This is a genomic window from Agrobacterium sp. CGMCC 11546, from assembly GCF_013365515.1.
Classification (GTDB): Bacteria; Pseudomonadota; Alphaproteobacteria; order Rhizobiales; family Rhizobiaceae; genus Agrobacterium; species Agrobacterium fabrum.
The window spans coordinates 1,141,393-1,166,048 of record NZ_CP047387.1; the positions used below are offsets into that span (position 1 = coordinate 1,141,393).

General features: G+C 59.2%; 23 protein-coding genes. 15 read left to right on the forward strand and 8 right to left on the reverse strand.

The features are described from left to right. Positions 1-21: 21 nt before the first annotated feature. The 3 genes from GSF67_RS05710 to GSF67_RS05720 all read right to left on the reverse strand — a co-directional run bounded on the left by GSF67_RS05710 (position 22) and on the right by GSF67_RS05720 (position 2,353). A complete protein-coding gene (locus tag GSF67_RS05710) occupies positions 22-954 on the reverse strand; it encodes a DMT family transporter (RefSeq protein ID WP_035215223.1) in 933 nt (310 codons plus the stop codon). A gap of 359 nt (positions 955-1,313) precedes the next feature. Then, positions 1,314-2,048, reverse strand: a complete 735-nt coding sequence (locus GSF67_RS05715) for an AraC family transcriptional regulator (RefSeq protein ID WP_006315366.1) — start codon at positions 2,046-2,048, stop codon at positions 1,314-1,316. A gap of 128 nt (positions 2,049-2,176) precedes the next feature. Continuing rightward, positions 2,177-2,353: a hypothetical protein gene (locus GSF67_RS05720; protein ID WP_006315364.1), complete on the reverse strand. Its 177-nt coding sequence runs from the start codon at positions 2,351-2,353 to the stop codon at positions 2,177-2,179. A gap of 249 nt (positions 2,354-2,602) precedes the next feature. Between GSF67_RS05720 and GSF67_RS05725 the strand changes: the two genes are divergently transcribed. After that, entirely contained in the window at positions 2,603-3,172 is a 570-nt protein-coding gene (locus GSF67_RS05725) for an ATPase AAA (RefSeq protein WP_006315363.1), read from the forward strand. A gap of 9 nt (positions 3,173-3,181) precedes the next feature. Next, positions 3,182-3,637, forward strand: a complete 456-nt coding sequence (locus GSF67_RS05730) for a type II toxin-antitoxin system RatA family toxin (protein WP_006315362.1) — start codon at positions 3,182-3,184, stop codon at positions 3,635-3,637. Here the strand turns inward: GSF67_RS05730 and GSF67_RS05735 are convergent. Both GSF67_RS05735 and GSF67_RS05740 read right to left on the reverse strand, forming a co-directional pair. Further along, complete coding sequence (locus GSF67_RS05735; protein WP_006315361.1) at positions 3,619-4,128, reverse strand: CinA family protein; 510 nt, start codon at positions 4,126-4,128, stop codon at positions 3,619-3,621. The two genes, GSF67_RS05730 and GSF67_RS05735, sit on opposite strands and share 19 nt — an antisense overlap. Continuing rightward, complete coding sequence (locus GSF67_RS05740; protein ID WP_006315360.1) at positions 4,125-5,312, reverse strand: bifunctional 2-C-methyl-D-erythritol 4-phosphate cytidylyltransferase/2-C-methyl-D-erythritol 2,4-cyclodiphosphate synthase; 1,188 nt, start codon at positions 5,310-5,312, stop codon at positions 4,125-4,127. Before GSF67_RS05740 ends, GSF67_RS05735 begins: the two co-directional genes overlap by 4 nt. A gap of 276 nt (positions 5,313-5,588) precedes the next feature. Here GSF67_RS05740 and dusB point away from each other — a divergent pair, with 276 nt between their 5' ends. From dusB to hflX, 8 genes are all read left to right on the forward strand, one after another. Next, on the forward strand, positions 5,589-6,605 hold the full coding sequence (gene dusB, locus GSF67_RS05745; RefSeq protein ID WP_006315359.1) for a tRNA dihydrouridine synthase DusB: 1,017 nt from the start codon (positions 5,589-5,591) through the stop codon (positions 6,603-6,605). Continuing rightward, positions 6,602-7,750, forward strand: a complete 1,149-nt coding sequence (locus GSF67_RS05750; protein ID WP_006315358.1) for a nitrogen regulation protein NR(II) — start codon at positions 6,602-6,604, stop codon at positions 7,748-7,750. The genes dusB and GSF67_RS05750 overlap by 4 nt, the downstream gene beginning before the upstream one ends. Beyond that, positions 7,747-9,198, forward strand: a complete 1,452-nt coding sequence (gene ntrC / locus GSF67_RS05755; RefSeq protein WP_004441656.1) for a nitrogen regulation protein NR(I) — start codon at positions 7,747-7,749, stop codon at positions 9,196-9,198. Before GSF67_RS05750 ends, ntrC begins: the two co-directional genes overlap by 4 nt. Before the next feature lie 148 nt (positions 9,199-9,346). After that, entirely contained in the window at positions 9,347-11,608 is a 2,262-nt protein-coding gene (locus tag GSF67_RS05760) for a PAS domain-containing sensor histidine kinase (protein ID WP_006315357.1), read from the forward strand. Then, positions 11,598-12,962, forward strand: a complete 1,365-nt coding sequence (locus tag GSF67_RS05765) for a sigma-54 dependent transcriptional regulator (RefSeq protein ID WP_006315356.1) — start codon at positions 11,598-11,600, stop codon at positions 12,960-12,962. Before GSF67_RS05760 ends, GSF67_RS05765 begins: the two co-directional genes overlap by 11 nt. 48 nt (positions 12,963-13,010) lie before the next feature. Then, entirely contained in the window at positions 13,011-14,387 is a 1,377-nt protein-coding gene (gene trkA / locus GSF67_RS05770) for a Trk system potassium transporter TrkA (protein ID WP_006315355.1), read from the forward strand. Between the two features lie 184 nt (positions 14,388-14,571). Then, a complete protein-coding gene (hfq, locus tag GSF67_RS05775; protein ID WP_003496145.1) occupies positions 14,572-14,814 on the forward strand; it encodes an RNA chaperone Hfq in 243 nt (80 codons plus the stop codon). A gap of 92 nt (positions 14,815-14,906) precedes the next feature. Next, positions 14,907-16,355 carry a GTPase HflX gene (hflX, locus tag GSF67_RS05780; protein ID WP_006315354.1) on the forward strand — a complete coding sequence of 483 codons (1,449 nt, stop codon included), beginning with the start codon at positions 14,907-14,909 and terminating at the stop codon, positions 16,353-16,355. Between the two features lie 195 nt (positions 16,356-16,550). On the opposite strand, the gene mazG is transcribed toward hflX, so the two are convergent. After that, positions 16,551-17,396 carry a nucleoside triphosphate pyrophosphohydrolase gene (gene mazG, locus GSF67_RS05785; protein ID WP_006315353.1) on the reverse strand — a complete coding sequence of 282 codons (846 nt, stop codon included), beginning with the start codon at positions 17,394-17,396 and terminating at the stop codon, positions 16,551-16,553. Positions 17,397-17,471: 75 nt separating this feature from the next. After that, on the reverse strand, positions 17,472-18,059 hold the full coding sequence (locus GSF67_RS05790; protein WP_035216345.1) for a deaminase: 588 nt from the start codon (positions 18,057-18,059) through the stop codon (positions 17,472-17,474). Between the two features lie 261 nt (positions 18,060-18,320). Between GSF67_RS05790 and cysG the strand changes: the two genes are divergently transcribed. The 5 genes from cysG (at position 18,321) to GSF67_RS05815 (ending at position 23,246) form a co-directional block, all read left to right on the forward strand. Further along, complete coding sequence (gene cysG / locus GSF67_RS05795; RefSeq protein WP_006315352.1) at positions 18,321-19,784, forward strand: siroheme synthase CysG; 1,464 nt, start codon at positions 18,321-18,323, stop codon at positions 19,782-19,784. Beyond that, positions 19,777-20,091 carry a DUF2849 domain-containing protein gene (locus GSF67_RS05800; protein ID WP_006315350.1) on the forward strand — a complete coding sequence of 105 codons (315 nt, stop codon included), beginning with the start codon at positions 19,777-19,779 and terminating at the stop codon, positions 20,089-20,091. Before cysG ends, GSF67_RS05800 begins: the two co-directional genes overlap by 8 nt. Positions 20,092-20,099: 8 nt before the next feature. Continuing rightward, positions 20,100-21,770, forward strand: a complete 1,671-nt coding sequence (locus GSF67_RS05805) for a nitrite/sulfite reductase (protein WP_006315345.1) — start codon at positions 20,100-20,102, stop codon at positions 21,768-21,770. Between the two features lie 10 nt (positions 21,771-21,780). Beyond that, positions 21,781-22,287, forward strand: a complete 507-nt coding sequence (locus GSF67_RS05810; RefSeq protein ID WP_010971634.1) for a DUF934 domain-containing protein — start codon at positions 21,781-21,783, stop codon at positions 22,285-22,287. A 146-nt stretch (positions 22,288-22,433) separates the two neighbouring features. After that, positions 22,434-23,246 (forward strand): ferredoxin--NADP reductase, encoded by an 813-nt coding sequence (locus GSF67_RS05815; RefSeq protein WP_006315341.1) that lies wholly within the window; start codon positions 22,434-22,436, stop codon positions 23,244-23,246. Between the two features lie 67 nt (positions 23,247-23,313). Here the strand turns inward: GSF67_RS05815 and GSF67_RS05820 are convergent, their stop codons facing one another. Then, complete coding sequence (locus GSF67_RS05820; RefSeq protein ID WP_035216341.1) at positions 23,314-24,654, reverse strand: MFS transporter; 1,341 nt, start codon at positions 24,652-24,654, stop codon at positions 23,314-23,316. Between the last annotated feature and the right edge of the window lie 2 nt (positions 24,655-24,656).

Genomic DNA, 24,656 nt, shown 5'->3' on the forward strand with positions numbered 1-24,656 from the left:
TGTTCCCGGCCTTCATCCCACTTACACAACAGCTTTCTCGGGCCGGTGCGCCCTCATACACAAGACGACGCTCAGCACCACCGAGCAGATTGCGACGATCTCTACAAAGGTCGGCCCGCGCCCTTCCCACAGAAAACCATAAAGCAGCGCAAACAGCGTCTCGAACAGGATCATCTGCCCAACCATGGTGAGCGGCAGCATGCGGCTCATGCGGTTCCAGAGAGCATTGCCGAGAATGGAAGCGGTGAAACCGAGCCCGGCGGCGATGGCGGCGAAATGCAGCCAATCTCCCGAACTATGGCTTTCTCCACCAAAGCCAAAGGCCGGAATGGCGAGCAGCAGGGCAAGCCCGCCGGTCACGACACCCGTCATCATATTCCAGTCATCGGCGCTGACATCGTGAAGACGCGACAGCCAGCGCGCATTGCCCACCGCGAATGCCGTCCAGGAGGCCAGTGCCCCGAGCGCACAGGCAAGCCCGATGAGACGCGAGACATCCAGCCCCGCATCGTTTTCCGTCAGCGATTGCCAGGAAATGCCGACAATACCGATTGCGCCAAAGGCAAGCGATGGCCACAGCCGCTTCAGCGACACCGCGCCATGATCACGGCTGCCGATGATGGTGACGGCGACAGGCAGGAAACCGATGATGATCGAAGTGAAGGCGACGCCGCTCAGCTTCACCGCTGTCGAGATGAAGACGTAATAAGCGATGTTACCGATCATGCTCAGCCAGCCGAGCGCGATCCATTCGCGCGCACCGAAATGCGCCGATACGCGTTTGAGGCGCGGCCCGATGATGATGAGGGAAATCAGCCCGTAGGTCAGATAACGCGCCGTCGATAGTTGCAGCGCGGAAAAATCCGGCACGAGTTTGGGCGCGAGGAATATGCCGCCCCAGAGCGCGCCCGCCAGCATGCCGTAAAAAACCCCGAGACCTGTCCTGTTGTTCATGTCATGCCACATCCGCATTCACTTTGTCCGCGATGTGCCACAGCCCTTTGCGGCTGTCTTGACAAAAACTCCTGAGGACTTGTTCGCCGCTCTGATTGTTGGTTTTCGGAGGGTTGTCCGTACACAATGGATCGAGGTGCGTGTGGTTTACCCCCCTCTGCCCTGCCGGGCATCTCCCCCTCAAGGGGGGAGATCGATCTGCGGCAAGGTCTCACTCATCTGGAAGCTTGAGAATGAAGTGGAGATGGCGCCTCCTGCCGATCTCCCCCCTTGAGGGGGAGATGCCCGGCAGGGCAGAGGGGGTAAAGCCACACGCACCTCAATCCACTATGAACGGACACCCCCCGGAAAGCTCACATCTAGTGAATGCCGCGGTTCCGGCGATAGGCGGCCGGTGTTTCACCCACCGCATTGCGCAGTGCGCGCGTCAGCGCCGTCTGGTCGGAAAACCCGGCCCTGAGCGCGATTTCCGCAATCGGCAGGCTGGATTCGCTGAGCAGCGTGCAGACCTTGTCCATGCGCAACCCGGCAAGCCAGCGGTGAGGCGGGAGACCGAATTCTTCGAGAAACAACGCGTGCAGGCGGCTGTCGCTGATCGTCACGCAGGCCGCCAGCATGTCGATGGTCCAGGGGAAGAACGGCTCCGCCTTGACGACCGCACTGAGTTTGCGCAGGCGCAGGCGTATACCGGTTTTTTCAGTGGCTAGGCTGTCCATCAGCAGCGGCGCCCAGAGACCGGCGATATCGTCGCGCCGACCGTCGGTTTTGATCAGGCCGCACATATAGGCAATTAATTGCCGTGTATCAGGCGCAATATCGAGAAACGGCGCGTGTGCGAATCTCTCCAGCGTGTGCTCCGGAACGGCGTTTTGATCGATATCGACCACCAGCGAATGGTTGATGTCAGTCGCTTCCTGCGTGTGCAGCGCATCGCGATGGATGAAGACACCGCGCCCGGTGGAGAGTTCATCCTGCCGTCCGGCCACGTCGATCCGCAGGTGGCCGGAGACCGGAAGAACGATCTGCACGAAGCCATGCTGTTCCCTGGGTCTTTCCTGCCGGTAGGTTCTGATATCTGCCGATGCGACTGTCATGACGCTGTCGTTTCCAGTGTGCAAAGAAATGGCCGCCTCGAAAAAGCGGCCGGATTCATTGCATGATTATGACATCGTCTTGAAGATTGGGCCAGCCGGCATTATCGCTCGGCTATGGGAAACGGCAATTAACAGCCTTCCTTGACGGTCGATTCGCCGCGTTTGCGCTTTCGCAAAACCGGCTTGTTCTCTCTCGCCTCGCATTTCGCGACGTCGATGAGATAGGCAAGCATCGGCATTTCGTTCATCGATGCCAGTTGCTTGGCAGATTCGAGAAGGTTGATGATGTTGGAAAAATCGTCCATCGGCTCACTCAGTGGCTCAAAGCGGTTATGTATCGGGTGTGAACCCAAGGATGAATAAGCGCGGTGAAAATGGGAGGTTCCAGCGCCGTTGCATCCCATGGGTGTAATATTAGTCGCAAATAAATAGCAATCCCTGCGAGGGGGTTGCAATAGTTAAATTTCCGTAACGTCGGACGCTCGCGTCGTGCCGTTGCAGAATATTGCCCGCTTTATTGGACAATCCACGGCGACGAGGATGAGGTTTATTCGATGCCGAACTATCTGGAAAACGTCAAGGATGCCGCTGCGATTATAGCGTCGGCACGCCGTATCATGGTCGTTGGCTGCTCCGGCGGTGGAAAATCGACACTGTCGCAAAAACTCGCAGCCGCCTTCGGGCTTCGCTATATTTCCATGGACCGCGACATTTTCTGGTTGCCCGGCTGGCAGTTGCGCCCGCGCGAAGAACAGCGCCAGAGGATCGCGGCCATCATCACCGAAGACCGATGGTTGATGGATGGCAGCAATCCGTCATCCTTCGATTTGCGTCTGCCAAGAACGGATATCGTCCTCTGGGTCCGTATGCCGCGCTGGCTTTGCCTGTGGGGCGCCGTCAGCCGGATCGTGAAGGGTTATGGCAAGGCCCGGCCCGAAATGGCGGCAGGATGCCCGGAAAGAATAGACCTCGATTTCCTGCGCTATATCTGGAATTTCGAACGCCGCCATAGTCCGATCTTCGAAGAGAGTTTTGCGCTTCATGGCCCCAACGTGCCGATATTCCAGCTGAAAAGCCGAAAACAGATCCGCCGCCTTCTTGATCTTCTTGTTGTCGAGGATTAACTGCCGTACATGCCACAGTTCGAAACGCATCGCCTTGTTAAACACTCGCCCGACCGCATGTACGACCTCGTCGCCGATGTGGAGAAATATCCGCAGTTTCTGCCGCTTTGCGAGGCGCTCTCCGTCCGCTCGCGCAAGGAGCGGGATGGTAAGGTGCTGCTGGTGGCGGATATGACGGTGGGCTACAAGGCCATTCGCGAGACCTTCACCACGCAGGTGTTGTTGAACCCCGCCGAGCGCGCCATCGATGTGAAATATATCGATGGCCCCTTCAGGTATCTCGACAATCGCTGGCGTTTCGAAGCCGCCGAAAATGGTGGCACGACGATCCATTTCTTCATCGATTATGAATTCAAGAACCGTCTGCTCGGCGCGGTGATGGGCTCGATGTTCGACCGGGCGTTCCGCATGTTTGCGGAAGCCTTCGAAACCCGTGCCGACAAAATTTACACCGACCCGGCCTGATTGAGGGCAATCAGCATCTCAAGCGCAGTCCTGACCGTCGCAAGTCGGATTTCAGTACGGCCGATATCTCCGTACCGCATTTCGTGATGCAGGAAGTTGCCGTTGCGCGCCTTGGCGGCCAGATGCACAAGCCCCACCGGTTTTTCGGCTGAGCCGCCGCCCGGGCCCGCAATGCCGGTTACCGCCACGGCGAAATTCGCGCGCGAGCGGAAGAGGGCGCCATGCGCCATCTGCAATGCAGTCTGCCGGGAGACGGCACCAAATGTTATCAGCGTCTCGCTGCCAACCCCCAGCATGTCCCTCTTGGCGTCATTGGTATAGGTGACGAAACCACGGTCGACGACGGCGGAGGAACCGGCAATCTCCGTCAGCGCGCCGGCTATCAGTCCTCCGGTGCAGCTTTCCGCTGTCGAGACCATCAAGCCACAGGCGGTGAAATCGGTGATGATTCGCCGCGCCAGTTCTTCGATGTCTCCGGGGAAAAGGCTCATAGCGGTCTGCCTCGGTAGACGACGGTGGCGGTGGCGATGGCTGCAATGCCTTCCCGGCGGCCGACGAAACCGATCGTCTCATTGGTTGTCGCTTTCACCGAGCAGCGCTCCAGCGCAATGCCGAGCATGTCCGAAAGTGCTTCCCGCATCGCCTGGCGGTGCGGACCGATGCGCGGAGCTTCGGCGATCAGCGAGACATCGGCATTCATGATCGTGCCGCCATTGTCGCGCACGACCTTGGCCGCATGTTCGAGGAAGATGCGCGAGGCTGCACCCTTCCATTGCGGGTCGGAAGGCGGGAAATGATCGCCGATATCGCCGGCACCGCAGGTGGCGAGCAGGGCATCCGTCAGCGCATGCAGCGCCACATCGGCATCGGAATGGCCTTTCAGTCGCTGATCGTGCTCGATGAAGATGCCGCAGAGCATCACGCCGTCGCCGGGCTCCAGCTGGTGCACGTCGTAACCATTGCCGGTGCGCACATCGGGCAAGGCGTGGGAGAGCTTTTCATCAGCCATGGCGATATCCCGCTTGAGAGTGAGTTTCACATTATCGACCGAACCTTCGGTCAGCGTCACGGTCAGTCCCGTCCATTCGGCAATCGACGCGTCATCGGTGAAATCCGTTTTGCCTGAAGCAGCGGCGGCACGATGCGCGTCAAGAATGTCGCTGTAGCTGAAACTTTGCGGTGTCTGCGCCGCATAAAGCCCCTGCCGGGAAACCGTCTCCACGACGCGCTCATCCAGGCCGCGCTTCAGCGTATCGGTGACGGGCAGGGCAGGCAGAACGCCTCCCGCACCCGCCCGGTGCAGCGCCACAATTCGGTCCAGCAGGTCCGCGGCGACGAAAGGCCGCACGGCATCGTGGATCATCACATGGGTAAGGCCGTGCGAGGAGAGTGCCTCAAGCCCGGCCAGTACCGATTGCTGACGTGTGGCGCCGCCCGTGACTGTGGTGATCCGCTCGCCGGCATCAAGCCGCGCAAGGATCGGTGACAGCAGGGCCGCATCGTCGGCATGGCTGACGACCACGATCGGGCAGGCGTCGTTCCAGCGCAGGAAGGTCGCCAATGTGTGCTCGATCACGGCCCTGCCGCCGATCGGGCGATATTGCTTGGGCCCTTCCTCGGGTGAGCCTGCCCTTTCACCGCGTCCGGCGGCGACGATGACGATGCCGAATTTCATAGTACTTTCCTGCATTGGTCATATGCTTTGTGCGCAACCCTTAGCGGTTGACAGTCCTGCTCTAGCGTTTCAAAACCCGGATGGCCAGCCCGATAAGACGCGCATTCGCCGCTACATGTCGCAGGATCGATCGCCATCGCACCTTTGAACCTGCACAAATTGCTGCCGACAGCAAAACAGGCAGGCAGCCGCCCAGCAAATAAAAGGTGCAACCCTCTAAAAGTGCTTGGCAACCGCACAAACACTGTCTAAAAATAATGCAAACAGCCCTTCTGCATGAAAGATCATCATTTGCCTCTTCCGGAGTTGTCAGAACCGTTCAGCATCGGCTCAGTCACGATCCGTAATCGTGCGGTGCTGGCGCCTATGTCAGGTGTGACGGATCTGCCGTTCCGGCAGCTGGCCTGGCGTTACGGCGCAGGTCTGGTCGTGACGGAAATGGTCGCCAGCCGCGAACTCGTCGCTAACAGGGGCGAATCCTGGGCCCGGCTGAAAAATGCCGGCATGGTTCCGCATATGGTGCAGCTTGCCGGGCGCGAGGCGCATTTCATGGCCGAGGCGGCGAAGATCGCCGCCGATAACGGCGCCGGCATCATCGATATCAATATGGGTTGTCCGGCCAAGAAGGTGACGGGCGGTTATTCCGGCTCGGCTTTGATGCGCGATCCCGATCATGCCCTGTCGCTGATCGAGGCGACGGTTGGCGCGGTTGATGTGCCGGTAACGCTGAAGATGCGGCTCGGCTGGGACGAAAACAGCATCAACGCGCCGGAAATTGCCCGCCGTGCCGAGGCGGCAGGCGTGCAGCTCATCACCATTCATGGTCGTACCCGCATGCAGTTTTATGAGGGACGGGCGGATTGGGACGCCATCCGCGCCGTGCGCGAGGTGATTTCCGTGCCGCTGATCGCCAATGGTGACGTGGAAACGGCCGAGGATGCGCGCGAAATCCTGCGTCGCTCCGGTGCGGATGCCGTCATGGTCGGCCGCGGCGCGCAGGGGCAGCCTTGGCTGCCGGCTGTGCTCGCCGGACATTCAGCGCCGCAACGCAATGATATTCCCGCTATTGCCGTTGAACATTACGAGATGATGCTGGAATTTTATGGACGGGAAGCCGGTCTGCGGCATGCCCGCAAACATCTGGGCTGGTATCTCGACCGTTCCGCTCCCGACATCGCCACGCCGGAAAAGGCTCAAATCATGACATCGCGTGACACGGGGGAGGTGGCGGATCTGCTGCGCTCAGCCCTGAGCGAAAATACGGGCGAAGAAGCCGCAAGGAAGGCCGCATGAGCGCTGACAAACACAGCCCGGCAGATGCGAACCAGCTCGCCATGGCGGTTCTGAACGCGGTGCAGAACCCGGTCATTCTGGTGGATGGCGAAGGTTTCATTTCATTCGCCAATTGGGAAGCCGAAGCCTTTTTTGGGGCGAGTGCCTCCCATCTTGCCCGTTATCGCGTCTCGACTTTCATTCCCTTCGGCAGCCCGCTTCTGGCGCTGATCGATCAGGTGCGGGAGCGCCGCGCGCCGGTCAACGAATATCGCGTTGATCTGAGTTCGCCGCGCCTGGGCCAGGACAAGCTGGTCGACCTTTACGTCGCGCCCGTCGTCAGTGAACCGGGGTCGGTCGTCGTCGTCTTCCAGGAACGGTCGATGGCCGACAAGATCGACCGGCAACTGACCCATCGCGCTGCTGCCCGTTCCGTGACGGGCCTTGCCTCGATGCTGGCGCATGAGATCAAGAATCCGCTGTCCGGTATTCGTGGCGCAGCCCAGCTGCTGGAAATGTCGGTGCCTGATGAGGACCGCGCCCTTACCAGGCTTATCTGCGACGAGACTGACCGCATCGTGTCATTGGTCGATCGTATGGAAATCTTTTCCGACGAGCGGCCGGTCGACCGCGTGCCGGTCAATATCCACTCCGTGCTTGATCACGTGAAGGCGATTGCCAAGGCCGGTTTTGCCCGCAACATCAAGATATCAGAGAATTATGATCCCTCGCTGCCGGCGGTCTATGCCAATCGCGATCAACTGGTGCAGGTCTTCCTCAATCTGGTGAAGAATGCAGCCGAGGCAGTCGCCAATCAGCCGGATGGTGAGGTTGTGCTGACGACCGCCTATCGCCCCGGTATTCGGCTTTCGGTTGCCGGTAGCCGCGAGCGCATCTCGCTGCCGCTTGAATTCTGCGTGCATGATAATGGACCGGGGGTCCCTTCCGATCTTCTGCCGCATCTCTTCGATCCCTTCATCACCACCAAGACCAATGGTTCGGGCCTCGGCCTGGCGCTTGTCGCCAAGCTGATTGGCGCCCATGGCGGCATTGTCGAATGCGACAGCCAGAACCACCGCACGACTTTCCGCGTATTGATGCCCGTCTCGCCGGAAGTGGCGCTTGACGACAGCTCTTTGCCGAACACGACAGGAAATGACAGATGACAGCTACGATCCTCGTCGCCGATGATGATGCCGCAATCCGCACGGTGCTGAACCAGGCGCTCAGCCGTGCCGGTTATGACGTGCGCATCACCTCCAATGCCGCAACGCTTTGGCGCTGGGTGTCGGCGGGTGAGGGCGATCTCGTCGTGACCGATGTCGTGATGCCGGATGAAAACGCCTTCGACCTTCTGCCGCGCATCAAGAAGGCCCGCCCGGACCTGCCGGTTCTCGTCATGAGCGCGCAGAACACCTTCATGACGGCCATCAAGGCTTCGGAAAAGGGCGCTTATGATTATCTGCCCAAGCCCTTCGATCTGACGGAACTGATCGCCATCATCGGCCGCGCGCTCTCCGAGCCGAAGCGCAAGCCCGCCAAGCTCGATGACGACATGCAGGACGGCATGCCGCTCGTCGGCCGCTCCGCAGCGATGCAGGAAATCTACCGCGTTCTCGCCCGCCTGATGCAGACCGATCTGACGCTGATGATCACGGGTGAATCCGGTACCGGCAAGGAGCTGGTGGCGCGGGCGCTGCATGATTACGGCAAGCGCCGCAACGGTCCCTTTGTCGCCATCAACATGGCGGCCATCCCGCGCGATCTCATCGAATCGGAACTGTTCGGCCATGAGAAGGGCGCCTTCACCGGTGCGCAAAACCGTTCCACCGGCCGTTTCGAGCAGGCCGAGGGTGGCACACTGTTCCTGGATGAAATCGGCGACATGCCGATGGATGCCCAGACGCGTCTGCTGCGTGTGTTGCAGCAGGGCGAATATACGACCGTGGGCGGGCGAACGCCGATCCGCACCGACGTCCGCATCGTCGCCGCCACAAACAAAGATCTGAAACAGTCGATCAATCAGGGCCTCTTCCGCGAGGACCTTTATTATCGCCTCAACGTCGTGCCGTTGCGCCTGCCGCCGCTGCGCGATCGTGCTGAGGATATTCCTGATCTCGTCCGCCATTTCATCCAGACGGGTGAGAAAGAAGGGTTGGAGGGCAAGCGTTTCGAGACCGAGGCGCTGGAAGTCATGAAGGCCTATGCCTGGCCGGGCAACGTCCGCGAGCTGGAAAACCTGATCCGCCGCCTGATGGCGCTTTATCCGCAGGAAGTCATCACCCGCGAGATCATCGAGCAGGAATTGCAGTCGGATGTTCCCGACAGCCCGTTGGACAAGATGGCGGTTCGCACCGGTTCGCTCACCATTTCGCAGGCTGTCGAGGAGAACATGCGGGATTATTTCGCCAGCTTCGGCGATGGCCTGCCGCCGCCCGGCCTTTATGACCGCGTGCTGCGCGAACTCGAATATCCGCTGATTCTCGCGGCTCTGACGGCAACCCGCGGTAACCAGATCAAGGCCGCCGATCTTCTTGGCCTCAATCGCAATACGCTTCGCAAGAAAATCCGCGAGCTCGGCGTTTCCGTCTATCGTAGTTCCCGCCCCAGCTGACAATGTTGACAAGGCCACAGTTGTCGTTGCATTTTCGCCACATTGTGTTGCTTGGAAAACACTAGGAAGGATATAGATTCGCCTGATGGGGGAGTCTTGCCTGACTTCAGGACTGTGGTGCTGGCTGGCCAGCAATTGGGAGTAATGCATGCGGAAACCCGCCGCCGAACACGACGTTGCCGACGAGGCAGCGGGAATGGTGGTTGCCGATCGCAGGATGTCATTTGCCCTGCCGGGGCTGGTGCTCGCCGGCGTTGCCCTTGTCTGTGCTATCATCACCCTCTTCGTGCTTATGGGCGTGACGCCGATTGCGCCGACGACCAATGTCGTCATCGCCTCGGTGGTGATCAATTCGATCTTGGTGATCGGCCTGATCTTCCTTATCGGCCGCGAAATCAACCGGCTGCTGAAGGCGCGTAAAAAGGGCAGGGCAGCGGCACGACTGCATGTTCGCATCGTCGTGCTTTTCTCCATCGTCGCGATCACGCCCGCTGTCCTTGTCGCCATCTTCGCCAGTCTGACGCTGAATGTCGGTCTCGACCGCTGGTTTTCGATCCGCACCCAGTCGATCGTCGAGTCGTCGGGCAATATCGCTCAAGCCTATATGATGGAAAACGCCGGTTATCTTCAGGGCCAGACCCTATCGATGGCCACCGACCTCGATCGCAATCGCGCACTTTTTTATCTTGATCGTACCGGCTTCGTCGATCTGATGACGCGTCAGGCCAAGGGCCGCGGTCTGCTCGGCGCGTTTCTGGTGCAGGAGGATGGCGACGCGGTTGCCCAGGCCGATATCAAGACGGAAAAACCGCTTCCCGCTATTCCGCACGACGCGCTCGAAAAAGCCGCCGCCGGTCAACCGACCCTTATCCCGCCCGGTATTACCAACCTCGTTGGCGCCATCATCAAGCTCGAAGGCATCAGCGGCACCTTCCTTTATACGGTGCGTGCGGTCGATCCGAAGGTCATGACCGCGATGCGGCTCATGGAGGAGAACCGGGCGGAATACAAGAATATGGAGGCGGGCCGCGCGCCGCTGCAGATCGCCTTTGCGATTCTCTATCTCGGTTTTGCGCTGATCGTGCTTCTGGTCGCCATCTGGACGGCAATCGCGGTCGCCGACCGGATCGTCCGCCCGATCCGTCTTCTCATCAGCGCCGCCGACAGTGTCGCCACGGGCAACATGCATGTGCTGGTTCCCGTGCGCGCTGTCGATGGCGACGTCGGGCGCCTGTCGCGTACCTTCAACAAGATGGTCTCGGAACTGCGCAGCCAGCAGGAGCAGATCATCGAGGCCAAGGACGATATCGACGACCGCCGCCGCTTCATCGAAGCCGTGCTGTCGGGTGTGACCGCCGCTGTCATCGGCATTGATGAGAACCGCAGGATCACCATCGTCAACCCGTCCGGCGAGGAATTCCTGGCGCTGAATTTCGACCAGTTGCTCGGCGCGCAGCTTTCCGAGATCGCACCTGAGATTGATCAGGTCGTGACCGAGGCGAACACCTGGGCGCGCGGCAACTTCCGCAAGCAGATCAATATCATGCGACGGGGCAAGGAACGCACGCTGAATGTGCAGGTCACCCGCGAGGATGCCCGCGACGGCCGCGACAGCTATGTCATCACCCTCGACGACATTACCGATCTCGTCATCGCCCAGCGCTCCACCGCATGGTCGGATGTGGCACGGCGTATTGCCCATGAAATCAAGAACCCGCTGACGCCGATCCAGCTTTCCGCAGAGCGCATCAAGCGCCGTTTCGGCAAGCAGATCGACGAAAACGATCGCGCCATCTTCGATCAGTGTACGGACACCATTGTCCGACAGGTCGGTGATATCGGTCGCATGGTGGATGAATTCTCGGCCTTTGCGCGTATGCCAAAGCCGACGAAAGAAAAGTCGGACCTGCGGTCGATCCTCAAGGACGCGGCCTTCCTCCGGGAAATCAGCGCCGCCGACACGAAATTCTCAACGGAGTTCGGCGATATCCCGCTGGAGGGCATGTTCGATGCCCGCATGCTGGGACAGGCCTTCGGCAATCTCATCAAGAATGCGACGGAAGCGATCGAAGCGGTGGAAGGCGAAAAGCGGCCGGGTAAAATCCTGGTGCGCGCCTCTTTTGATGAGGTCAATTCGCGTTTCGTGGCTGACATCATCGACAATGGCCGCGGCCTTCCCGTCGAGAACCGTCATCGCATTCTCGAACCCTATATGACGATGCGGGACAAGGGCACGGGCCTTGGTCTGGCCATCGTCAAGAAGATCATTGAAGAACATGGCGGGTATCTGGAACTTCACGATGCCCCTGCCGAATTCGACCATGGCCATGGCGCCATGATCCGAGTGCTGCTGCCCTATATCGAGGCGGTCGGCGGCGAAAATAACAAGGAAGCAGCATATGGCGTCTGATATTTTGGTCGTGGATGACGAGGCGGACATTCGCGAAATCGTAGCGGGCATCCTGTCCGATGAGGGCCACGAGACGCGTATGGCCTTCGACAGCGACAGCGCGCTGGCCGCCATTTCCGAGCGTGTGCCGCGTCTGATCTTTCTCGACATCTGGATGCAGGGATCGAAGCTCGACGGTTTGGCACTGCTGGACGAGATCAAGAGCCGCCACCCCGAAATTCCTGTCGTCATGATTTCCGGTCACGGCAATATCGAAACCGCCGTCAACGCCATCAAGCGCGGGGCCTTCGATTTCATCGAAAAGCCGTTCAAGGCCGATCGTCTGATCCTGATTGCAGAACGCGCGCTGGAAAATTCCAAGCTGAAGCGCGAGGTCCAGGAACTCAAGAAGCGTACCGGTGACGCTGTTGAACTCGTCGGCGCGTCACTCGCGGTTTCGCAACTTCGCCAGACCATTGACAGGGTTGCCCCCACCAACAGCCGCATCATGATCCTCGGCCCCTCAGGTTCCGGCAAGGAACTGGTGGCGCGCATGGTGCACAAGAAATCCTCGCGCGCTACCGGACCTTTTGTGGCGCTGAATGCTGCAACGATCACCCCCGACCGTATGGAAATTGCGCTGTTCGGCACGGAAGGCTTGCCTGGACAGCCACGCAAGGTAGGGGCTCTGGAAGAAGCCCATCGCGGCGTACTTTATCTCGATGAAGTCGGTGAAATGCCGCGCGAGACACAAAACAAGATCCTGCGCGTGCTGGTCGATCAGCAGTTCGAGCGTGTCGGCGGCGGCAAGCGGGTGAAGGTGGATGTGCGCATCATTTCCTCCACCGCCCATCACCTCGAAAGCCTGATCGCTGAAGGCCAGTTCCGGGAGGATCTCTACCATCGTCTCGCCGTGGTGCCAGTGAAGGTGCCGGCGCTCTCCGAACGGCGCGAGGATATTCCTTTCCTCGTCGACATGTTCATGCGGCAGATTTCCGAACAGGCCGGCATCCGCCCGCGCAAGATCGGCGACGACGCCATGGCCGTTCTCCAGACGCATGACTGGCCGGGCAACATCCGCCAGCTGCGCAACAATATCGAGCGGCTGATGATTCTCGCCCGTCCGGAAGGTGGCGAAGCGCCGATCTCGGCTGACATGCTGCCTTCCGATATTGGCGACATGCTGCCGAAGATCTCCGCGCAGGGCGATCAGCACATCATGACCCTGCCGCTGCGTGAAGCCCGTGAAATGTTCGAACGGGACTATCTGATGGCTCAGATCAACCGCTTCGGTGGCAATATTTCGCGCACGGCGGAATTTGTCGGCATGGAACGGTCGGCGCTGCATCGCAAACTGAAATCTCTCGGCGTATAAGGAACCAAGGCGCCTCGTCGCAACCGATTATTCCGTCAGAGAGACAGCATGAAAGTCATCATTTGCGGCGCAGGGCAGGTGGGTTACGGCATCGCCGAACAATTGTCGCGGGAGGATAACGAAGTATCGGTCATCGATACGGCCGCGCCGCTGATTACCGCCATTACCGAGACGCTGGATGTGCGCGGTTATGTCGGCCACGGCGCCCATCCGGACATGCTGGCCAAGGCCGGTGCGGATCAGGCCGACATGATCATCGCGGTGACATTGCATGACGAGATCAATATCGTCGCCTGCGAAGTGGCGCACGCACTCTTCAGCGTGCCGACCAAGATTGCCCGTATCCGCGACCAGAGCTATCTGAAGCCGGAATATGCCGATCTCTTCAGCCGCGAAAACATGTCCATCGATGTCACGATTTCCCCGGAAGTCGAAGTCGGCAAGATGGTGCTGCGGCGCATCGCATTTCCGGGTGCTACCGATGTGGTGCGCTTTGCCGAAGATACGATCTACATGCTGGCCATCGAATGCATGGAAGATTGCCCGGTCATCAACACGCCGCTGCTGCAGCTCTCCAACCTGTTTCCGGACCTCATCGCCACGGTGGTGGGTGTCTATCGTGACGGCATTCTCAAAGTGGCGCATTCCTCGGAGCAATTGCGCGTGGGCGACCTCGCCTATGTCATCTGTCAACGCCAGCATGCACGCCGCACCTTGAGCCTCTTTGGCCATGAAGAGCAGGAGGCGCAGCGCATCGTCATTGCGGGCGCCGGCAATATCGGCCATTTCGTCGCGCATAAAATCGAGGAAATGCAGTCGAAAACGCGGGTGAAGATCATCGAGGCCGATCGCGACAGGGCGATTGCCGCATCCGAACAGCTGAGCCATACCATCGTCATGCATGGCTCGGCCCTCGACCAGAAAATTCTGATGCAGGCGGATATCCAGGATGCCGATCTGATCGTCACGCTCACCAATAACGACCAGACCAATATTCTGGCCGCCGTCATCGCCAAGCAGCTCGGCTGCAAATCGAACCTGGCGCTGCTGAACAGTACCTCTTTCCATGATGTCGCCCGCTCGCTCGGACTCGATGCCTATATCAACCCCCGGGCCGTCACGATCTCCCGCGTGCTGCAACATGTACGCAAAGGCCGTATCCGCTCGGTTTATGCCGTTCAGCGCGGTTCGGCTGAGGTAATCGAGGCGGAAGCGCTTGAAACATCGCCGCTGGTCGGTCAGTCTTTCCGTGATATCGATATGCCCGACGGCGTGCGCATTGGCGCGATCTATCGCGACGGTGTGGTGATCCGTCCGGATGGCAGCACGAAGATCAAGGCGAAGGATCGCGTCGTGCTGTTTGCTTCCGCCGATGCCGTGCGGGACGTGGAACAACTTTTCCGTGTTTCGATACAATATTTTTGACTGTCCCGAATCGAAAAAGCGGGTCAATACTCGTACTCATTTGGCTGTTTTCGCCGTTGCGGAACGGAACATGATTTGATACCAGAGTTTGAGGTCGGCCAAGCGGGGGACAAGACTCGGCCGGCTTATTATTGATTGATTATTTTCCGGTATCCCTGCCGGCAATAAAGAAAGAAGCGGCGCCATGGCGGAACGTTCTCAAAACCTTCAGGATCTCTTCCTCAATACCGTTCGTAAGCAGAAGATTTCGCTCACGATTTTCCTGATCAACGGCGTCAAGCTGACGGGCGTTGTTACCTCCTTCGACAATTTCTGCGTGCTTCTGCGTCGCGATGGTCACTCGCAGCTGGTCTACAAGCATGCAATCTCCACCATCATGCCCGGCCAGCCGATGCAGATGTTCGAGAGCGAAGAAGGCGCTGCCTGATCAGGCTCCTTTAACGGTATCTTCGACAGAGACTGACCTGAATCGGAACATTTCCGGTTCCGTCAGGTTAATCTCTATGGCCGCCCGCGCGGATGCGGTCGGCCGTAACATTCTTTACATTCTTTCTGGATAAGGCCGAACCCATTTCAACACGCGACACCTCGAGCGAATCGATCATTCCGGAGCAGGAAAAACGCCGCGACGACATGCGCGCGGTCGTTCTTGTACCCGTCCTCAAGCAGCAGCGCGAAAATCGTGACGCGGCATCAGCCCCGGCTGCTCCCGGCCGTTCCGTCGAAGCCAAGCTTGAGGAAGCGAAGGGTCTGGCGCTTGCCATCGATCTCGAGGTGACCCAGGGGCTCGTCGTTCCCGTCAACCAGCCGCGTCCCGCAACCCTGTTCGGAACCGGCAAGATCGAGGAAATCGGTCATCTTCTGGATGAGACCGATTCCGGTCTGGTGATTGTCGATCATCCCCTGACGCCAGTGCAGCAGCGCAATCTCGAAAAGCAGTGGAACGCCAAGGTCATCGACCGAACCGGCCTGATCCTTGAAATCTTTGGCCGGCGTGCTTCCACCAAGGAAGGCACGCTGCAGGTCGATCTTGCACATCTCAACTACCAGAAGGGCCGCCTCGTCAGAAGCTGGACCCACCTTGAACGCCAGCGTGGCGGTGCGGGCTTCATGGGTGGCCCGGGTGAAACCCAGATCGAGGCCGACCGGCGATTGCTGCAGGATCGCATCGTCAAGCTCGAAAAGGAGCTGGAGCAGGTGGTGCGTACCCGCCAGCTTCACCGTGCCAAGCGCCGCAAGGTGCCGCATCCGATCGTGGCACTGGTAGGCTACACCAATGCCGGCAAATCCACGCTGTTCAACCGCATAACAGGTGCGGGTGTTCTGGCGGAAGACATGCTCTTCGCCACACTCGACCCGACCCTCCGCCGCATGAAATTGCCGCATGGCCGAACTGTCATCCTGTCGGATACGGTGGGCTTTATTTCCGATCTGCCGACGCATCTCGTCGCCGCTTTCCGCGCAACGCTGGAAGAGGTGCTGGAAGCCGATCTTGTTCTGCACGTGCGTGACATGTCCGATCCGGATAATGCCGCCCAGTCTGCCGATGTGCTGCGCATTCTTGGCGATCTCGGTATCGACGAGAAGGAAGCCGAAAAGCGCATCATCGAGGTCTGGAACAAGGTCGACCGTCTGGAGCCCGAAGCACACGACGCCATCATGCAGCGCGCCGAAGGCCGCTCGGATATCCGCGCCGTTTCGGCAGTGACGGGCGAGGGCGTCGACGCCCTGATGGACGAGATTTCAAAACGCCTGTCCGGTGTGCTGACGGAAACGACCGTGGTGCTTTCTGTCGAGCAATTGCCGCTGATCTCCTGGGTCTACAACAATTCCATTGTCGACAATCGTGAAGATCACGAGGACGGATCGGTTGCGCTGGATGTGCGCCTGTCGGAAGCGCAGGCTGTGGAACTAGAACGGAAGCTTGGAAAGACGGCTGGTCGCGAGCGGGAAGACTGGGAACGCTGAGCGCTTCTTGAAGGTACAAATTCCGTCAAATGCGACGTCATCCTCGGGCTTGTCCCGAAGATCCGCTACGGTATTCAAAATCGATAGGCAGTAGATGCCCGGGACAGGCCCGAGCATGACGGAGTAGGGCCTTCGCATCTACACACAATCCTCGAAGCGCTGAGCGCTCCTGCTTTTAATGCATGTCCCGAGTGGTCAGGAAGAAACCGTATCAAGCGAACGCTCGATCCGTTTCGCCGCCTGCCATAAATCTTCCATCCTCTCGAGGCTCGCCTCTTTCAACGTCTCGCCATTGTCGCTGAGCGACGTCTCGATGTGATTGAAACGCCTGCGGAATTTCGTATTGGTGCCACGTAGTGCATCTTCCGGATCGGCTTTAACGTGGCGGCCGATATTGACCAACGCAAAGATCAGATCGCCGAGTTCGTCAGAGACTTTCTCCGGCTTTCCCTCCGCCAGCGCCTCCCGCAGTTCGGCGATTTCCTCCTCGATCTTGTCGAGGATGGGAGCCGGGTCCGACCAGTCGAAACCGACGCGCGCAGCCTGTTCCTGCAACTTGAGCGCCTCGGTCAGAGCCGGCTGGCTACGCTGCACGCCGCCCAGAAACCCTGCCCTGAAATCTTCGGTGATGCCCCGACGTGCACGGCGCTCTGCCCTTTCACGCTTCTCCTCGGCCTTGATCTGGTCCCATTGCAGCTTGACGCTGTCAGGCGTGTCGGCATCGGAGACGTCGAAGACATGCGGATGGCGGCGGATCATCTTCGAGGTGACGGCGTGCACCACATCACCAAAGGTGAATTCACCCCGTTCCTCGGCAATACGGGCATGGAAAACCACCTGCAACAGCAGGTCGCCCAGCTCATCGCAAAGATCGTCCATATCCTTGCGCTCGATCGCGTCGGCAACCTCATAGGCCTCTTCGATCGTATAAGGCTTGATCGTCTCGAAGGTCTGCACGACATCCCAAGGGCAGCCGGTTTCCGGCTGGCGCAGGGCTTCCATGATCTCGATCAGGCGGGAAATATCCTTCGAGGCTTCCATCGTGTCTAAACCTTCGTTTTTAATTTTACGCATTGTCCGGGCGGAAAACCGCTACGCAGTTTTCCCTGGAAATGCTCAATTTAGCGGAATATCGTTGTCGCTCTTGGATGATTGATAGGTGGTGGAGAGATCATCATAAGCGGCCTTGATGCGGGTCGTCTGGGCCTTCAGCGTGGTTTTCAACGGATCGTCTTCGCTCTCCACCAGATCGGCGACGAAGAAAGAATTCCAGAAGGCGTTGCTGCGGCGATATCCGCCCGGCTCCAGCCCGAAAACTTCCTTGAGGATTTTCAGGTCGTGCGGGATCGCGAAAGCGTCGCGCGAATCCTCGTGGCTGAAGAAGGAATAGAAATTATCGAAGCCGGCCCAGGTGATGGCGGACATGCACATGGTGCAGGGTTCGTGGGTGGAGAGGAAAATCAGGTCCTTGGTATTCGGCTTTTCGCCCAGCTCGTAAAATCGCTTCAGCGCATGCACTTCACCATGCCAGAGCGGATTTTCCAGCTCATTATTGGTCTCGGCAACGACGAGCGAGAGGTCTGATTTGCGCAGGATCGCCGCTCCGAAAACCTTGTTGCCCAGGCTGACGCCGCGAGCCGTCAGGGGCAGAATATCGTGTTCGATAACATCGAGGAGGCGGGCGGCGAGCGACTGGCTGGTCAAGGGTCTGATCCTTCGTGCCGCTTTAAGGAAAGCGGTCTTCGTATGGGAAAATCGATAGGTGATTGTCACTCCTTGTTCGGCGCGGGCACCCGCTTTGTCAAGGGATTCCGAAGGATTCCAAAGCCCCGCCAAGGCTCGAAAAATCCTTGCCGGTTTGTTTTCCTCCAAAACCGGGGTGTTCGAGAAATAAAAATCCAGGTGTCGAAGAGGCTTGAATTTCTGTTTCTTCAATCTTGTGCCGCGATGCGGGATATATGTCCAATGCACAACGAACATGATTTTTCTGCTGCTGGCGACCGCCTTTCAACCTTCCCCGCTTTCTTCCGGGTCGAGGGACGGCAGGTCGCTGTTTTCGGAAATGGCGATGAAGCCTTCGCGAAGGTGAGGCTGCTCGCCAATACCAACGCGCATATCGTTGCCTATGCCGATCACCCGGAAGCGGATTTTGCGCGTTACATCAGCGAAAACAGTATCGATCACCGTGCTCTGGCCTTCGCCAGCCCGTTGGTTGACGACGCCACCCTGGTGTTCGCCGCAACAGGCGATGAAGCGCTGGATCGCGAAATCGTCTCTGTAGCGCGCACGAAGAAAATCCCCGCCAATGCGGTGGATCAGCCCGAATTCTGCGACTTCTTCACGCCTGCACTCGTTGCCCGCGCGCCAGTTGCCATTGCCATTGGCACGGAAGGGGCAGGGCCGGTTCTTGCCCAGATGATCCGCGCGCGTATCGACCAGATGCTGTCGCCGTCGCTCGGCAAGCTCGCACGTCTTGCGGTGCAATATCGTGATGCGGCCGAGGAGAACGTGCCGAAGGGCGCGTTGCGGCGCAATTTCTGGCGCCGGTTCTTTTCGGGCGCGGTTGCGGATGCCGTTGCTCTCGGTGATACCTCTTCCGCCCGTCATGCCGCAGATCGCCTGCTGCAATCGCCGGAACGCAGCGAAGGTCGCGTCTGGCTTGTTGGCGCCGGTCCAGGTGCAGAAGATCTGCTGACGCTGCGCGCGCAGCGCGTGTTGATGGAAGCCGACGTGATCGTCTACGACGCCCTGGTGCCGCAGGCGATTGTCGATATTGGCCGCCGCGATGCTGAAAGGCTCTCTGTCGGCAAGCGCAAGGGCTGCCACAGCAAGTCGCAAAATGATATCAACCGCCTGCTGGTGCGTCTAGGCCTGGAAGGCAAGCGAGTCGTGCGGCTCAAATCCGGTGATCCGCTGGTCTACGGCCGCGCGGGCGAGGAAATGGCAGCGCTGCGCGAGGCTGGTGTCGCTTATGAAATCGTGCCGGGCATCACCTCCGCCTTTGCCGCGGCTGCGGATTTCGAATTACCACTGACGCTGCGCGGTGTCGCCTCTTCGCTGATTTTCACCACTGGTCACGACCTGATGGGCGACGTCCTGCCTGATTGGGCACGACTTGCCGTCTCCGGGGCCACCATTGCCGTCTATATGGGCCGCAGTGTTGCCGCTTCGGTGGCCAAGCGGCTGATTGATGCGGGACTTGGCGTCGAAACCACCGTCGCCGTCATCGAAAATGCCAGCCGCGCGGATCGCCGTCTGCTGCACGGCACATTGAACGATCTGCCCGACCTCGAATATCGTGATGAACTGACCGGCCCGGTCATGGTCATCATCGGCGATGCGGTTGCGGGCGCTAATTTCGACAGATCCGAGGCGCTTGCGCTTGCAGCCAAGCCAGCGAGCCTCAAACGGGAGTATGTGAATGGTTGACAAGGTTTTGACCGCCAATCGCCTGAGCGACGGTATTGCCGTCTGGCTTGACGCCAATGGCGAATGGACCGAGAATCTGCAGGATGCAATCGTCGCTCGCCATGCGGAGGCGGTGGCCTCGTTCGAGGAAATTGGCAAGCGCGATTTTTCCGCCAACAAGGTCGTTGACGTCAATGTCGTCGATGTCGTGGAAGAGAACGGCAAGCTCTGGCCGACGCGGCTTCGCGAGCGCATCCGCGCCGCCGGCCCCACCATGCACTATGCCACCGGCTACAAGCCGGCCGATGCAGCATTTATCGCAGTCTGAGGAAGAATATGTACCGTTACGACGAATTCGATCACGCATTTGTTGAAGGCCGCGTGGCGCAGTTTCGCGATCAGGTCGAGCGCCGGTTATCGGGCGAGTTGGCCGAGGACGCATTCAAGCCGCTGCGCCTGATGAATGGTGTCTATCTTCAGCTCCACGCCTACATGCTGCGCGTCGCCATTCCCTACGGTACGCTGAATTCGCAACAGATGCGGATGCTTGCCCATATCGCCCGCAAATATGACCGGGGTTATGGCCATTTCACCACCCGCCAGAACATCCAGTACAACTGGCCGCGCCTCTCGGACACGCCGGATATCCTCTCTGAACTGGCAAGCGTGGAAATGCACGCACTGCAGACGTCGGGTAACTGCATTCGCAACGTGACCGCCGATCATTTCGCGGGTGCTGCCGCAGACGAAGTCGCCGATCCGCGTCCCTATGCGGAAATCCTGCGTCAATGGTCTTCCGTGCATCCGGAATTCTCGTTCCTGCCGCGCAAGTTCAAGATCGCGGTGACGGGTGCCGAGCGCGACCGCGCCGCCATTCAGGTCCACGATATCGGCCTGCATCTGAAAAAGAACGACAAGGGTGAGATCGGTTTTGCCGTTTACGTCGGCGGCGGGCAGGGCCGTACGCCGATGATCGCCAAGAAGATTCGCGACTTCCTGCCGGAAGAGGACCTGCTGTCCTATACCACGGCCGTCATGCGCGTTTATAACCTGCACGGCCGCCGCGACAACAAATACAAGGCGCGCATCAAGATCCTCGTACATGAAACCGGCGCAGAAGAACTGGCCCGCCAGGTCGAGGTTGAATTCGCGGAGCTGAAAAACACCGAATTGAAGCTGCCGGATGCCGATATTGCCGCCATCACCGCCTATTTCGCCCCGCCGGCGCTGAAAGACCGCCCTGAAGGCTGGGAAAGCCTGGCGCGCTGGAAGCGTGCGGATGAAGGTTTTGCCCGTTTTGTCGAGCAGAACGTCGCGCCGCACAAGCACCCGGACTACGGCATGGTGACGATTTCGCTGAAGCCGATCGGCGGCATTCCGGGCGACGCGACCGACGAGCAGATGGAACTCGTCGCCGACATCGCCGCCGAATATGCCTTTGACGAAATCCGCATCAGTCACGAGCAGAACATCATCCTGCCGCATGTGGCGCTGGCCGATCTCGAGCCGGTCTATCGTGCGCTCGTGGGCGCGGGACTGGCGACTGCCAATGCCGGGCTGATCACCGATATCATTGCCTGTCCCGGGCTGGACTATTGCGCGCTTGCCAATGCCCGCTCCATTCCGGTGGCGCAGGAGATCTCCACCCGTTTCGGCGCGCCCGAACGTCAGGCCGAGATCGGCGAGCTGAAGATCAAGATTTCCGGCTGCATCAACGCCTGCGGCCACCACCATGTCGGCCATATCGGCCTTCTGGGCGTGGAGAAGAAGGGTGCCGAACTCTACCAGATCACGCTTGGCGGATCGGGTGATGAAAACACCTCGATTGGTGAAATCATTGGCCGCGGTTTCGAGCCGGAAAAAGTGACCGACGCGGTGGAAACCATTGTCGACACTTATCTGGGCTTGCGCCTTTCGAAGGAAGAAACCTTCCTCGAAGCCTATCGCCGCGTCGGACCGCAGCCGTTCAAGGACGCGCTCTACGGTTCCGCCGCCGAAGCCGCCTGAGGAAATGGATATGACGAAAATCTGGACCCGCGACGGCTTTGCGGAAAACGATCCATGGGTGATCGAAACGGAAGAGGTGAAGGCAACGGGCGAGCAGAAGCCCGTGCTTCCACTTGCCGATTTCCTTGTCCGCGCCGCCGAAAGCAACGATATTGGCCTCGGCGTGCTGATTTCGCCGGCTGACGACGTTAACAGGCTCGAGCCTTATCTCGACCGTATCGACCTTGTCGCCGTAAGCTTTCCGGCCTTCAATGACGGGCGTGGTTTCAGCCACGCTTCGCTCTTGCGCAGCCGCCTTGGTTTTGCGGGCGAGGTGAGGGCGGTCGGCGATGTTTTGATCGATCAGGTGCCGCTGATGCTGCGCACCGGTTTTACCAGCTTTGCCGTGACGAACGAGACGGCAATCCGCCGCCTTTCCGAAAATCGCCTGCCGGAAATCACGGTCTACTACCAGCCGACCGCCCTTCCCGCCACCGGTGGTGAGGCCTATAGCTGGCGTCGCCGTGCGGCCCAATGACGCGTTGTGCGGAAATATGAGTTTTGGATGCATATTTTCCGCGCGCATGGCAGTATTGATATTCTCATGCCTTCAAACCGCGACAAAAATGGTATAATTGCCCGGTCGAAGAATGTCGCTTATCGAATGAATGGACGAAACCTGAAATGAACGCGCCAGCCAAGACGGAAGATTTCGCGATCAAGATACCTGATGGTGTTTACGCCGAGACGGTTTTGTCGGTGGAGCACTATACGGATCACCTGTTCCGTTTCCGCATGACGCGTCCAGCCGGCTTCCGTTTCCGTTCCGGCGAGTTCGCCATGATCGGCCTGATGGTCGGTGAAAAGCCGATCTATCGCGCTTATTCCATCGCCAGCCCGGCCTGGGACGAGGAACTGGAATTCTTCTCGATCAAGGTTCCTGATGGCCCGCTGACCTCGCATCTTCAGGCAATCAAGCCCGGCGATACGGTTCTGATGCGCAAGAAGCCGACAGGCACGCTGGTTCTGGATGCGCTGACACCGGGCAGACGTCTCTACATGTTCTCGACTGGCACCGGCATCGCACCTTTCGCAAGCCTGATCCGCGACCCCGAGACCTATGAGAAGTTCGAAGAGGTCATCCTCACCCATACCTGCCGTGATGTGGCCGAGCTGAAATACGGCTTCGATCTGGTCGAGGAAATCCGCAATCACGAGTTCCTGAACGAGATCGTCGGCGACAAGCTCAAGCATTATGCGACTGTCACCCGCGAGGATTACCCCTTCAAGGGCCGCATCACCACGCTGATCGAAAACGGCAAGCTGTTTGCCGATCTCGGTGTGCCAACACTCGATCCCGCCATTGATCGCGGCATGATCTGCGGTTCCTCGGCCATGTTGAAGGACACCAAGGAACTGCTTGAAAAGGCTGGCCTTAACGAAGGCGCCAACAACAAGCCTGCCGAGTTCGTGATCGAACGCGCTTTCGTCGGCTGAACGCATAAGACTACGAGATTTCAGGAGGCCGTCAGGCCTCCTTTTATTTGCGCACCTCAATATGCCGCTATCGAGAAGCGCCTTCATCATCCTGTTTCGGCGCGATTTCATTCCGATAGAGAATGAAAAGTCCGATCGCAATCGCCGCGATGCCGCCGCCGACAAGATGCGACAGCGAATACCCGCCCTTCGTCACCAGCCAGCCTGCAACGACATTGCTGAATGATGCGCCAATGCCCTGAACCATCATGACGCTGGCAAGGCCGACATTAAAACGGCCTGTGCCCTTCAGGATTCTTTCCACCGCGACGGGTGTAACGATGCCGAGCAGGCCGGCGCCCACGCCATCAAGAAACTGTACCGGAAAGATGACCCAGAAATCCGTAAAGGCCGAGGCGAGAAGACCGCGTATGGGCAGGGCGACGAGCGCGATGATAAACACGGTCGAAAGACCGAAACGGCGTATCAGCCAGGGTGCCATCGCAGCGACAAAAATCATCGCGAATTGCGCGACGCCGGTGATGACGGCTGTGGTGCGGAAGGGCGTTTGCAGTTCGATGGCGAAATCCTGCGCGATCAGTCGACCCATTGGCGCGTTGCCGAAGTGGAAGACAAGCAGGATGATGGCGAGAAAGATCAGACCTCGCTCGTGCAGCAACACGTTGATGCCGGATGGCCCGGGCTCTCCCTTGTCTTCGGCAAGGCCACGCGCAACCTTGTGGTCTATCCTTGCAGGATCAATGGCCGCCGTTGCGACCAGGGCGCCGGCAGCGGTCAGCAGCATCAGGCCGATGATCCCGTTCATGCCGAAGAAGGTGACGACCACATAAGTCGCGAAAAGCGACGCGAAATTACCGCCATGGTTCCAGAACTCGTTGCGTGAAATCTGGTTGGAAAACAGGCGCTCGCCAACCAGGCCGAGGGTGAGGCCGGCAAGTGCTGGACCGACCACGGCGCCGACCACAGCCGTCATGATCTGGCCGGTCCAGACGATCCACGCATCCGGAAAGATCAGCGTGATCAGCGCGCCGATGGTCACGAGAACGACGGGGATGGCAATCAGCATCCTCTTCCACGTCGTGCCATCCACCAGCGCACCGCATAGTGGCGTCGCAAGCAGACCGACGAGGCCGCCGACCGTGGCGATCATGCCCAGCGAGAGCGAAGACCAGCCCTGTGTCGCCAGAAATGCATCCAGAAACGGCCCGAGGCCGTCACGGGCATCGGCGAGGAAAAAATTCAGCGCTGCAAGGGCAAAAAGCGTGCGGTCTGAGATGCCGCCGCTGCGCGGCAAACCACCGGAAGGAAGGCTGCCATGCGGTGCCGAAACGCCGATAGTCGTCATGAAATATGCTCCGAAAAATATGCAAAAGGGAATGGGAAATCGATCGAGGCTGGCGAGAAACATCT